The organism is Coleofasciculaceae cyanobacterium (genome assembly GCA_036703275.1).
In the GTDB taxonomy this organism is placed as follows: domain Bacteria; phylum Cyanobacteriota; class Cyanobacteriia; order Cyanobacteriales; family Xenococcaceae; genus Waterburya.
Genome location: DATNPK010000014.1, coordinates 1 through 13,168 on the forward strand (window position 1 = coordinate 1; position 13,168 = coordinate 13,168).

The 13,168-nt window shown below is 42.3% G+C and carries 9 protein-coding genes; all 9 read left to right on the forward strand.

What is annotated here, in order from left to right; all coding sequences use genetic code 11:
- Positions 1–219 precede the first annotated feature (219 nt).
- The 9 genes from V6C71_02655 to V6C71_02695 all read left to right on the forward strand — a co-directional run bounded on the left by V6C71_02655 (position 220) and on the right by V6C71_02695 (position 12,912).
- A complete protein-coding gene (locus V6C71_02655) occupies positions 220–345 on the forward strand; it encodes a hypothetical protein (GenBank protein HEY9767393.1) in 126 nt (41 codons plus the stop codon).
- Between the two features lie 193 nt (positions 346–538).
- On the forward strand, positions 539–1,174 hold the full coding sequence (locus tag V6C71_02660; GenBank protein HEY9767394.1) for a hypothetical protein: 636 nt from the start codon (positions 539–541) through the stop codon (positions 1,172–1,174).
- A 193-nt stretch (positions 1,175–1,367) separates the two neighbouring features.
- Positions 1,368–2,168 (forward strand): MinD/ParA family protein, encoded by an 801-nt coding sequence (locus V6C71_02665; GenBank protein HEY9767395.1) that lies wholly within the window; start codon positions 1,368–1,370, stop codon positions 2,166–2,168.
- A 177-nt stretch (positions 2,169–2,345) separates the two neighbouring features.
- Positions 2,346–3,587 (forward strand): hypothetical protein, encoded by a 1,242-nt coding sequence (locus V6C71_02670; GenBank protein HEY9767396.1) that lies wholly within the window; start codon positions 2,346–2,348, stop codon positions 3,585–3,587.
- A gap of 43 nt (positions 3,588–3,630) precedes the next feature.
- Complete coding sequence (locus V6C71_02675) at positions 3,631–4,725, forward strand: cyclic nucleotide-binding domain-containing protein (GenBank protein HEY9767397.1); 1,095 nt, start codon at positions 3,631–3,633, stop codon at positions 4,723–4,725.
- A gap of 77 nt (positions 4,726–4,802) precedes the next feature.
- Entirely contained in the window at positions 4,803–5,045 is a 243-nt protein-coding gene (locus tag V6C71_02680) for an Arc family DNA-binding protein (GenBank protein HEY9767398.1), read from the forward strand.
- A gap of 720 nt (positions 5,046–5,765) precedes the next feature.
- Complete coding sequence (locus V6C71_02685; protein HEY9767399.1) at positions 5,766–7,730, forward strand: NHLP bacteriocin system secretion protein; 1,965 nt, start codon at positions 5,766–5,768, stop codon at positions 7,728–7,730.
- Positions 7,717–9,942 carry an NHLP family bacteriocin export ABC transporter peptidase/permease/ATPase subunit gene (locus V6C71_02690; GenBank protein HEY9767400.1) on the forward strand — a complete coding sequence of 742 codons (2,226 nt, stop codon included), beginning with the start codon at positions 7,717–7,719 and terminating at the stop codon, positions 9,940–9,942. Before V6C71_02685 ends, V6C71_02690 begins: the two co-directional genes overlap by 14 nt.
- 63 nt (positions 9,943–10,005) lie before the next feature.
- A complete protein-coding gene (locus tag V6C71_02695; GenBank protein HEY9767401.1) occupies positions 10,006–12,912 on the forward strand; it encodes an NHLP bacteriocin export ABC transporter permease/ATPase subunit in 2,907 nt (968 codons plus the stop codon).
- The last annotated feature ends 256 nt before the right edge of the window (positions 12,913–13,168 follow it).

Sequence of the window (13,168 nt, forward strand, 5' to 3'; positions counted from 1 at the left end):
GATTAGGACAGATTGAGAATGTAGAAAAAGCAGATGTCCTGGGACAAATTTCTTTCATTAATCAAATCTTCGCAATAGCTGACTAAATCTTGTCTTCTTCTAGATTTTTGCTACCTTAACTCAGTTTTTGCGACACAACCGGATTTCCCGCTAAACGAGCGAGTACCTTACTATTTTTAATTGTAAAACCGCACGGCACATTTAGCAGCGCGATCGCTGGTGGATTTTTCTTTAAACGAATCCTCTGCTGCTAATCGCGATCTGGCTTTTATTGAAGCTTTTTCTCTCGGTCAAGCACCGCCTCTCACTCCAACGATTCAGTATTTAGAGCGTTATGCACCCTAGTGGAGCAATTTAATCCCTCAAAATCCCAGTCTCAAGGCTGCTTTAGCTCATGCTTTGAGTCAAAAGTATAATTTTAAAGCTAGCACAAGGTTTTCCCCGTTTGGGTATTACCTATCTGGGATTGAAGTAAAATATCCCCCAGTTTCGTCTGGATGTACAAACCGATCGCAATTTAATCTCTACTAATTTCACCATGACTAAAAGTTGGTCACTTGCCGAACTATCAACGCGGTTTCGGGAGGTGCGTAATCTGAATTTAAAACTGAATCTGCGATCGCTAATAAAAGAGCAAGTCGATTTGCGGATAAATTCTAGCCTGCTGCTTAATTACGAAGGAATGTTCAGTAATGCAGATATAAACAGCATTGAATTTCCGCCAAAAAATAACGATCATCAAAATAATAAACAAAATAAACTGTATAACCTTAAAGCGAGTTTGTTTAATCAGCGTCGCTTTTTAATCGGGATTATTCCGCTAGTAATTGTCTTTATACTGACCGAATGGCTATTTTTCGCCCGAACTCAATCATTTACTAACGTTATCGCTTTTGCAGGCTTAATAGGTAATTCGCTGGTTGGAGGAATATTTTCTATTTTACTCTTGCTCTCTAGTCGGCGTAAGGGAGAAATAATTCCAGCCACAGTAATTAATCAACTCGATCGCCCTTGGTTACTGGCAGGTATTTACAGTCTGTTTGTCGCCATCTTATTAATTCACGGCTTGTTGATTTGGCATAGCGCGATCGCTCGTTTTAGTGCTTTATCTGTAACGGTTTTAGCCTTGGGTGCAACCTTAGCGGGAACTACGAAAATCTTTCCACCCTATTAGAAGTTTATCGAGGAGATCAAAAAATGCAGTTCGATTTAAGTCTGTCTGGAGGCAAAGTATTATTACCCGCGATGACAAGTGACTGCTGGTTAAAGTTCCAGCTTTAAACTCCGTAGGGACGATTCGCGAATTGCCCTTACATAAATTTCCTAACGAAACATTCATTACTTTATCATTACGAGATTTATTGATCATGTGCAAAATAGTTTCAGTTCACTCATTCCGTGGCGGTACTGGCAAATCAAACATGGTGGCTAACGTCGCTGCAACCATGACTCAACAGGGACACAAAGTCGGAATTGTCGACACCGATATTCAATCCCCTGGTATTCACGTCATTTTCGGTCTAGACGAAGATCGAATGGATCGCTCTCTCAACGATTATCTCTGGGGAAACTGCGATGTTCAAGAGGCAGCTTATGACGTTACTCGCGTCTTCAATTCCGAACCAGTCAATGGCAAGCTTTATCTAATTCCTTCAAGTATCAAGGCGGGAGAAATTGCCCGTGTTTTACGCGAAGGCTATGACGTAGGTAGATTAAACGACGGCTTTCAAGAACTAATTCGCTGTCTCGATCTAGATTATCTCGTGATCGATACTCATCCTGGTTTAAACGAGGAAACTTTACTGTCGATCGCTATTTCCGATGTCTTAGTCGTGATTCTTCGTCCAGATCGTCAAGATTTCCAAGGTACTGCGGTAACGGTAGACGTAGCTCGTAAATTACAAGTACCCAAGATGTTGCTAGTGGTTAATAAAGTACTACTTACTTATGACTTTGAGGCATTAAAAACCAAAATGCAGGACAGCTATAAAACAGATGTAGCAGGAATTGTTGCCCTATCTGAAGATATCATTCATCTCGCCAGTAGCGATGTCTTCTGTTTGCGCTATCCTAACCACGCTTTTAGTCAGACAGTCAGAGAAATTTCCCAACAAATTGTCAGCAAGCCCGAACCCGTTCTGGCGGGAGGAGTTTTAGGTAATAGGTAGTAGCGCGAAGTTGCGTTGCGGACGGCGGTTTTTGTGACAGAATACTCTGACCCAAAACACGCCTTGGTTTCTCCCCGTTGCGAGACAAAACCGTTGCGGGGGTTTCCCCCGTTGAGGTTATTGTAGAGGGCGAGCAAACTTCGTAAGAAGGTAATAGGCATTTGCAGGAGCAATCAAGTGAATTTGGGATTAATCAGCTACAACAAAGCAGATAAACAAGAACGTGTTAAGATACTAGCTGGATTTGGTGCTAGCGATCGCGAAATTGAAGAATTGCTAGTCTACAATCGAAATGTCTTTGAACGAGACGATATTAAAGCTTTGCGATCGTTTTCCTTACCGTCCGAACCCCATATAGCTGTATGGCAAAAGTATTTCACCGAAGCTGAAACAAACGGTACTTGGTCAACTTTGCAAAATGCTTTGGTTCAGTTGAGATTTCCCATTCAAGCAGGTATTAGTCAAACGCTAGCCTATCGTGAGGCAACTCGCAAAGGAATTAAGCCTAATGTAACAACCGATTTATTACAACAGCCAGAAGCATTACAGCTAATCATTCATCAAAGTTTGGCGGGTGAGATCCCTGTGTTACTAATTACCAACCGCGATGACTTTGTATATCTAGTTAGGGCAATAACTAAGCGTAACGAACCTGTAGCTATACCCGATTCTATGGGTGCTTGCATGGTGGCTGGTTATAATAACTGGGACAGAATTCACCGCTATCGCCAGCAATGGTCTAAAAATAATCCAGGTAGTTCGGAATTAGCTTGGTCGACAGAATTTAAGCGATTAACTGCCCGTAAAGAACTGTATCAAGACCGATTTATTATTCTCAGTGATGGTTTTTATAGTAACGTTCAGCCCCAGGAATTAGGACTAACAGAGACAGAGTGGCGACATTTATCTTTAACCATTCGCTTAGAACATGAATGCACTCACTACTTTACCCGTCGCGTCTTCAATTCGATGCGTAACAATCTGCTGGATGAATTTATCGCCGACTATCGGGGAATAGTTGCTGCCACGGGTAGTTACAAGGCTGACTGGTTTCTCCGCTTTTTGGGTTTAGAATCTTTTCCCCACTATCGAGAAGGAGGTAGACTACAAAACTATCGCGGACAACTTTCGGACGGGGCTTTTAAGATTTTACAGCGATTGGTTAAGTCGGCAGCAGAAAATTTAGAGAACTTCGATCGCACCCGCGCCCTAAGTAGGGACGATTCGCAAGACGGAGGGGCTGTCTGCGTGGGTTTCTCGCGCAGTTTATATGCCCCGTCCCCTACTGAAGAACAAACAATAATGCTGATGACCTTGACTTCTCTAACCATTGAAGAATTAGCTTCACCACAAGCAGTGGAATCTATAGCAAAAAAGCTCGAACAATTGCAGCAACAAATTTTAGTCAGGTGTAACTAAAAACTAAAAACTAATAACTAATAACTAATAACTAACTAAAATCATGACAGAAGTTTTACTAAAAGAATTAAATAATAGCGATATTGATTGGTTGCTAGGAACTGGTCGTCGTCAAGATCTAGCTGCGGGGACTCAACTGGTGCAAGCGGGACAACCTTTAGATTGTTTGCACATTTTAATTGAGGGAAGTTTAGTGTCCACCGTACCCCAAATAGATAACAATCCTTTAGCTCGTGCTTTTGCTGCCCTCGATGACGGACATACTGCTGGAGTAGAAATCGCTCGCTTATCCAGTGGCGAAGTAGTTGGCGAAATGTCTTTGATTAATCTGCGTCCTCCTGCTACTACAGTTACGGCGATCGCCAGTTCACAAGTCTTGTCTATTCCTCTGCTGCAACTAGAAGCCAAGTTAGAGTCAGATATTGATTTTGCAGCCCGTTTTTATCGAGCGCTCGCCATTTTACTATCTGATAAACTGGAAACTATTATTACCCGCCTCGGACGCACTAAACTCGCTCCTGATAGTTCAATTAAAGACGTACTGTTTCTATTTGGCGAACTCAATGACAGTGACCTCGACTGGTTTATTGCCAATGGCGATCGCCAGAAGTTTGCTGTTAATACAACTTTGGTCAAGGAAGGTGGTGCGGTAGATGCTCTTCATATTCTTCTTAGCGGTCAAATATCTTTGTCCGTTACCGAAGACGATCGCAATCCCTTAACTCGCATCTTTGCTGCGATCGAAGATAATTTACATCCAGCTATAGAAATAGCCAGACTTTCTAAAGGTGAAATGGTAGGAGAAACTGCCTTTATCGATGGTCGTTTACCTGCTACAACTGCTACAATTACCAAAGAAACTATAACCCTATCTATATCTCGCTCTTTGTTGTCTGCCAAACTACAGCAAGATATTGGTTTTACCGCCCGCTTTTACCGCACTATTTCGGCATTATCCGCAGATAGACTACAGGGAATGTTAACTCGATTAGCTCATAGCAGACGACTATATCACAAAGGGCAGTCTTTAAATGAATCGGAAGAATATGCCGATGAATTAAACGGTGTTGCTCTAGACCGCATGGCATTAGCAGGAAAACGATTTGACTGGATGCTCGAACAATCAAAAGCAAGTTAAGGCAAGAACTCTCAACTTGACTTTGCCTAGATTAAAAACCATAATGAAACCATATCGGTTTTTTTGTGGTTTTACTAATGCCAACAATCACTTCAAAAAATATTCCCGACCCTCTTTACGAAAAACTGAAAGAATCTGCTCGTCTCCATCACCGTAGCTTAAATAGCGAAATTATATACTGTGTTGAACGTACACTTAACATTCATAAAATTGATGTTGATGAGCATCTTCGTATCGCTCGCCAACTGAGAACGAAAACAACCAAGCATCTGCTTACAGATCGACAGCTTGACGAAGCTATAGATCGAGGTAGACCGTGATCGTTGTCGATACTAACATTATTGCTTGCCTATATATTAATGGCGAGCGATCGCAACAAGCTGAGGATCTACTCTCTAATGATCCAGAGTGAACAGCACCAGACTTATGGCTGAGTGAATTTAGAAACGTTCTTAGCTCATATTTGCGTAAAAATTTGCTCACTCTCGACGAGATTTTGCTTATTTTACAGCAGGCTGAAGCTTTACTTACTTATAATGAATATAAAGTTACTTCAGCAGAAGTGAAGTTATGAGACTAGTTAATTCTAGCAACTGTTCTGCCTATGACTGTGAATTTGTAGCATTAGCTCAACATTTAGACGTTGGACTCGTGACAGTGAACAAAAAACAATCAAAGATGTTCCGAACATAGCAATAGCTTTAGAAGATTTTCTGCAAAAGTATTAATCAAAACTCATAAATATTTTCTTTTGTTCCACTCAGTAAAACTTTCGGCTAATTGCATCATTGGAATCATCACAATTTTATGAGCGATCGAGTTATCTCGGCAATTATTTAATCTAGTTTTTGAAAACAATTTTTTAATAAAATTCTGGCAAAAATTATAAATTAATTAATAATAGCCAAAAAATAGTTAGATTCAGTAAAAAAAACGCTCTAGATGAATCGAATTGTCACTTGTAAGCTGAAGTTATAAATCTCAAAAGACAAAGTTATTGAAAAGTTATTTGTCTTAAATTAAATCCTAAAAATACTAAAGTGAATGGAAAAACTGTTCGACCAATTGCATCTCCTTCCGACAATATTTCTAATCCCCAAAAAATCCGCGTCCTAATTGTTGATGACCAAAATTCAGTCCGTCAGCGACTTAAGCTTTTACTCGAACCTGAAGCAGATTTAGAAATAGTAGGTATCGCTGAAGATGGCGCGATCGCGATTAAACAAGTAGAGTCTTTGCAGCCTGATGTAGTTCTGATCGATCTGGAAATGCCTGAGATGAACGGAGTTAAGGCGACCAAGATTATCTCAAAACGTTTCCCCGACTGTCGGATTTTGGTGCTTAGTTCCCATGATACTAATGAATATCTAAATCAGGCTATGGATGCGGGGGCAAAGGGTTATTTACTTAAAAATACTCCCGCAGCCGAATTACATAACGCTATTCGTTCTATATATAAAGGATATTCTCACTTAAGTCCTGGACTATGGGAAAAAATTCGTCAAGCCGATCGCTCTACTTCAGAACCTGCTAAACCCGAACCGCAAAAGATTGCCCAAGCTAATGCTCAAGAAAGCAAGCTGTTTCGGCAAAAATCTTTAGAACGCCTAGCTTCTCCTGAAAAACTCGACCAGTTGATGCAGGTGGTCAATCCCAAAAGCTGGCTGCCTTTGGTTACTCTCGGTTCAATTGTTGCAGCAGCAGTGGGTTGGAGTGTTTACGGTAAGATTCCTGTAACGGTAGAAGGTCGAGGGGTCTTAATTTATCCCAGTAAAGTTGTACCAGTTCAGGCGAAAAGTGCGGGACAGCTACTAGAACTCAAGATTGAACCAGGAGATCGAGTAAAAAAAGGAGAGGTAATTGCTACTGTAGCGCAGATCGATCTCCGCAAGCAGCTAGAATTAGCCCAAGCTAAATTAGTTCAGTTACAGGGACAAGATCGTGATGTTGATTTGCTGCAAGCTCAAAGGAGCGATCGCGACATCGAGTCTATCTCCGAACAGCGTCAGGCTTTAGCACAAAAATGGGAAATTTTGGCCGAACTTACTCCTACTTTAAGAGATAAAGGATTAGTCTCGATAAAACGCGATCGCACCTCTTTAGAAAGGCGTCTACAAATTCTGCGGGAATTGATGCCTACCTATAAAAAAAGACTGGTAGTAAGAAAAAATTTATTTAAACAAGGAGCGATTTCTGATGATGTACTACTACAGGCGCGACAGGAATATTTTGATAATATCGCTCAGATAAATGAAGCCGATTCTCAACTCAAGCAGCTAGATTTTAAAGAAGCAGATGCGTTAAAAGAATATCTTTCTAATTTAAACGAAATTAAAAATATTAAAGCTCAATTACAGGAACTCCAGAGTAAAAAAGCTAATATCGCCCAACAAGATTGGGAAACTTCGACAAACCGCACTAAGGAAATACAGGAAGCAGAGCGAGAAATAAACCAATTATCCGAGCAAATCAAAGACAACAGCCAGATTGTCAGTCAACACGCTGGAAAAATCCTCGAAATTACGACTAATCTCGGTCAGGTAGTTCAGGCAGGAACACGCATTGCCAATATCGACATCGACAATCCAACAGACAAAATGGTCGGGATTACTTATTTCCCTGTCGAGGATGGTAAAAAAATTCAGCCAGACATGACAATTCAGATTACCCCGCAAACAATTAAGCGCGAACGCTTTGGCGGTATTGTGAGTAACGTTAATAAAATCTCGTCTTTTCCCATTACTAAAGAAGCTGCTGTCAGTGTCGTCGGCAATCCCGAAGTGGTTGAAGGCTTAGTGTCTAAAGACCAACCAGGACTAATGCAGGTGTCTGCTAGTCTGCAAACCGATGCTGATACTTTTAGCGGTTATAAATGGTCTTCTTCTGCTGGTCCTAACTTAAAGATTTCCCCTGGAACTACGACGAGCGCTCGTGTCAAAATTGATGAGCGATCGCCTATTAGCTATGTTATTCCTTTGTTGAGGTCGGTCAGTGGTATCTACTAGTTCTACTTTAACTCGATTCAATCCTCGGCAGTATATACAAAAATTGCTGCCGTCTCGTCGTCGCGTCAAAACTCCTACACTGCTACAGATGGAAGCAGTTGAATGTGGTGCTGCTGCTTTGGGAATTATTATGTACTATCTCGGTCGCATTGTACCCCTGCCAGAACTAAGGCGGGAATGCGGTGTGTCTAGGGATGGTTCAAAAGCTTCTAATATGCTCAAAGCTGCCAGACGCTATGGACTGGAAGCAAAAGGCTTTAAAAAAGAACTGACCCAGTTGCGAGAACTCCCCCTACCCTACATCGTATTTTGGAACTTCAATCACTTTTTGGTAGTTGAAGGCTGGGGTAAAGAGAAAGTATATCTCAACGACCCCGCTACAGGGCCCTGTACGATCTCTCTCCAGGAATTTGATGAAGCATACACTGGTGTAGTGCTGGTGATGCAGCCAGGGGAGGAATTTAAGCGTGGTGGTCGCAAGACGAGTATGGTGCTGGCTTTGTGGTCGCGTCTGAAGGGGACTACGGGTGCGTTAGCTTACTGTTTACTAGCAGGATTTTTGCTGACCTTAGTGGGGTTGGTAGTTCCCGTATTTACCCAGATATTTGTCGATGAAATCTTGATTCAAGGACGACAACAATGGTTACGTCCTTTGCTTTTGGCAATGGCGATCGCCGCAATTCTTCAGGGTGCATTAACTTTACTACGGCTACGCTATTTACGTCGTCTCAAGATTAAGCTAGCTGTAGGTATGTCTAGCCGTTTTCTCTGGCATATTTTAAGGCTACCCATCAGTTTTTATGCCCAGAGGTTTGCAGGAGAAATTAGCAATCGTACCAGCTTAAACGACCAGGTTGCCGATATTCTTTCTGGACAGTTGGCAAGTACGGTAATTGATACGGTGATGCTGGGTTTTTATGTCATAGTCATGAGTCAATATGACTGGGCATTAACGGCGATCGTCGTTACCTTTGCCCTAATTAACGTCATTACCCTACAATCGATTTCCCGACAACGTAAAGATGCCAATCAGCGATTAATTCAAGACTACGGTAAAGCAGCAGGTGCGTCGATCGCAGCCCTACAAAGCATTGAAACTCTCAAGGCTTCAGGGTTGGAGTCAGATTTCTTTGCCCGTTGGTCGGGATACTATACCAAAGCGATTAATTCTCAGCAGGAATTGGGAGTTACCAATCAAACTCTATCGGTTTTGCCCGTACTGTTATCTGCCCTTTCAGCAGCTTTTTTACTGGCAGTAGGCGGATTGCGAGTCATGGACGGACACCTAAGTATTGGGATGCTAATCGCTTTTCAAGGCATGATGCAAAACTTCCAGCAGCCCGTTGACAGTTTAGTCAGCTTTGGCAGAACTCTACAAGAGTTGGATGGTAATTTAATTCGCTTAGATGATGTTTTAGATAATCCTACCGATCCTCAGCTAGAACAAAGAAGCGAAGACCAGTCCGAATCAACATTTACGCCTAAGTTAGAGGGACACCTGGAACTAAAAAATCTCACTTTTGGCTATAGTCGCCTTGAAGCAGCTTTAATCGAAAACTTTAGCCTCAAAGTCAAGCCAGGACAACGAATTGCCCTCGTTGGGGGGAGTGGTTCGGGAAAATCTACCATTGCCAAGATGGTTAGCGGACTATACGAATCTTGGTCGGGAGAAATATTACTCGACGGTAAACCCAAAAGCGAAATTTCCACTCAGCTATTAACTAACTCACTGGCAATGGTCGAACAGGATATTTTGATGTTTGAAGGCACGGTGAAAGACAACTTAACCTTGTGGGACACTACCGTCCCCGATAAATATATTAAACAGGCTTGCCAAGATGCAGCAATTGATGATGTGGTTCAGTCTCTACCTGGGGGATATAATGCCGAACTCGCCGAAGGTGCAGCCAATCTCAGTGGTGGTCAACGACAGCGATTAGAAATTGCCCGCGCTTTGGTTAATAATCCTTCGATCCTAATTATGGATGAAGCCACTAGTGCCTTAGATTCGGAAACCGAAAAGATTGTCGATCGCAACCTGCGACGTAGGGGATGCACCTGTCTAATTGTGGCACACCGCCTCAGTACCATCCGCGACTGCGATGAAATTATCGTTCTCGATCGCGGAAAGGTAGTCCAAAGAGGCACTCATGAAGAGTTATGGCAACAAGAAGGGGTATATGCACGGTTGATTAAGAGTGGGTCAGGATAACGTAGGGGCGTTTCGCGAAACGCCCTTACAAAATATGTTTTTTATGGTGGCAATTATAAAATAATGGTTAATCAAATTGGTAGACAGGATTTACCAGGACAATTATATAAAATTAAGGGCAATGAGCCGATATTGCTTAACGATCCGCAGACGGTTTGGCTAGTTCAGACTGGTGCGATCGCAACTTTTGCGGTGACGGTTAAAGATGATTTGATTACGGGTAATCGGCGTTATTTGTTTAATTGCGAATCTGGTGAAGCTCTTTTTGGAACTGTTCCTAGTTCGGGCAAGACTGATAGCCAAATTCTCGCTGTCCCGATTGGTGAAACGGAGTTAATCAAAATAGAGCGAGAATATTTAGATTTTTTAGTTACCAACGCCGACCTAAATATTCTCGCTCTTTGGGTTAAAAACTGGCTGGATAAATTTAAAGATATTCTTTCGACTGCTTCGATGCCACCAATTCAGGTAAAAGCAGGACAGGGACGGTTTTCTTTAAATAATGGTCAAACTTGGCAACCAGAATCGAATACGGTTGTTTGGCTGAAGATTGAGCAGGGTTACTTGCGCTGGCTGGGTAAAGAAGAATTAACTTTAACTAATGCTACTGCAACTATACCGCTTAATGATGCGATTTGGTTATCGGCAGATGGTGCGGTTCAGCTTACTACGCAAACTACTAATACCTTGCAAGATGCCAACACTTTTCTGGCAGGACTTTCTCAGCTACACAAGCTTTTTCTCACCTACGTTAAATTTCAAACCACACAAGAATATCAAGAAGAACTCGACAGGTTAAATGCTCAATCAAACCTTGACCGTCAGGTAACTGTAACGGCATTAAGCGAGTTGGCATCGCCCTTGATGACGCGATCGCCAGATTTATATGCTGGTGGCGCACCTTTGTTAGTGGCAGCGGGGGCTGTAGGCAGGGCTTTAGGAGTAACTATTCGTCCCCCTTCTGCTTCTGAAAACCTCAATCGAGTTAAAGAACCACTAGAAGCGATCGCTCGTGCTTCTCGGTTGCGACTGCGACAGGTTTTATTGCGGGATGACTGGTGGACGACTGACTGCGGGGCATTAGTGGCATACAAAGAAGAACAGCCTGTAGCATTGTTACCTGTAAGCGGCGAGCGCTATGAACTGTTAGACACTGTAACCCAAACCCGTAAAATAGTTAATGCCGAGGATGCAGCTAGTTTAAACCCAGTGGCATATATGTTTTATCGCTCTTTACCCGATAAAGCCCTAAACGTAGTGGATGTCTTGAAATTTGCCTTATCTGGTCGAGTTAAAGATCTATTCGCGATCGCTTTAACGGGGATTGCAGCTACCTTATTGGGAATGCTGACTCCTTATGCTACGGGAATTTTAATCGATAATGCCATACCCGATAGCGATCGCGGATTGTTATTACAAATTGGTGGCGGTTTAATACTGGCTGCCTTTGCCACCTCTTTATTTCGTCTGACTCAAGGATTCTCTCTACTGCGAGTGGAAACTACTTCTGATGCTTCTACTCAAGCTGCGGTTTGGGATCGACTGCTAAACCTACCAGTTTCTTTTTTCCGTGAGTATACCACTGGGGATTTACAGTCCCGCGTCAGTTCGGTAAGTACTATTCGCCGTCGCTTGGGCGGTAATACTCTGATTCAACTCATTACTGGTTTGTTTGGGCTACTCAATTTAGGACTGCTATTTTACTACAACGTTAAGTTGGCTTTAATTGCTGTAGCTGTTGCGATCGTCGTGGTTATAGTAACTTCTATTTCTGGTACAATTATAGTGCGAAAAGTTCGTCCTCTACTAGAGATTGAAGGTAACATCTTTGGGCAAATTGTCCAGTTAATCAACGGCATTTCCAAATTAAGGATAGCAGGGGCAGAAAAACGCGCTTTTGCAGCCTGGAGTAAAAATTACAGTCGGCAAATCCAGCTAGAATTAAGCACCCAATTAGTAGAAGATATCGTGGCACTATTTAACACCGTAATGCCGACTATTATTTCTGGGGTACTGTTTTGGTTTACTCTCAAGCTATTAACCGAAGCACAAACAAAAGGTGAAGTTGGTTTAACCGTCGGAACTTTTCTTGCGTTTAATGCTGCCTTTAGAACCTTTCTTCAGGGTGCTACAAGCGTTAGCAATACCGTAACTGATACTTTAGAAGTCGTTCCTCAATGGCAACGCGCCCAGCCAATTCTAAAAACCATCCCAGAGGTAGAACTTACCAAAGCCGATCCAGGTAAACTTATCGGTAGAATTACCATCGAGCGAGTATCGTTTCGCTATCGCCGCGACATACCTCTAACCCTAGAAGATGTTGACATCCACATCGAACCAGGAGAGTTTGTTGCCCTTGTAGGTGGCTCTGGTAGCGGTAAATCAACGCTATTTCGCCTGTTGCTAGGATTTGAAACCCCAGAAGAAGGCAGCATCTATTACGATGGTCAAGACCTATCTGGTTTAGACATCAGTGCGGTGCGCCGACAATTGGGAGTAGTGCTACAGGGTGGCAAAATTATGTCAGGTTCTATTTTTGATAACTTAGCTGGCGGGGCGCGCATTACTTTAGAGGAAGCCTGGACAGCAGCAGCAATGGCTGGATTAAAAGCTGATATTACCTCAATGCCGATGGGAATGCACACCGTAGTTAGTGAAGGCGGAGGCAACCTTTCTGGAGGACAAATACAGCGGTTACTCATTGCCAAAGCTCTAGTGCTTAAACCGCAAATTTTATTCTTTGATGAAGCTACCAGTGCTTTAGATAATAAAACTCAAACAATTGTCAGCGAAAGTCTCGATAAATTTCAGGTAACTCGCATTGTTATCGCTCACCGACTCAGTACTATTCGTAACGCCGATCGCATTTACGTTCTGCAAGGGGGTAGAATCGTTCAGCAGGAAAGCTTTGATGAACTAGCCAATACCAAAGGAATCTTCGCTAATTTAATGCAAAGACAGATGACTTGACAGCAAATCATTTGCCATCGCCTAGTAGATCGAGAATTTTCTATTGCCAAAATGATTGTATGATTGGATTTTAAAAAATAGGCGCGTAATCTATACAGTAAAGTAATTAAATTAACGGTTGTGTCGCAAAAACTGAGTTAAGGTAGCAAAAATCTAGAAGAAGACAAGATTTAGTCAGCTATTGCGAAGATTTGATTAATGAAAGAAATTTGTCCCAGGACATCTGCTTTTTCTACATTCTCAATCTGTCCTAATC

What these genes read in the sequence shown, in the direction of transcription:
- V6C71_02660 (HEY9767394.1), top strand. Translation starts at nt 539, where the DNA reads ATGACTAAAAGTTGGTCACTTGCCGAACTATCAACGCGGTTTCGGGAG.
- V6C71_02665 (HEY9767395.1), top strand. Translation starts at nt 1,368, where the DNA reads ATGTGCAAAATAGTTTCAGTTCACTCATTCCGTGGCGGTACTGGCAAA.
- V6C71_02675 (HEY9767397.1), top strand. Translation starts at nt 3,631, where the DNA reads ATGACAGAAGTTTTACTAAAAGAATTAAATAATAGCGATATTGATTGG.
- V6C71_02680 (HEY9767398.1), top strand. Translation starts at nt 4,803, where the DNA reads ATGCCAACAATCACTTCAAAAAATATTCCCGACCCTCTTTACGAAAAA.
- V6C71_02695 (HEY9767401.1), top strand. Translation starts at nt 10,006, where the DNA reads ATGGTTAATCAAATTGGTAGACAGGATTTACCAGGACAATTATATAAA.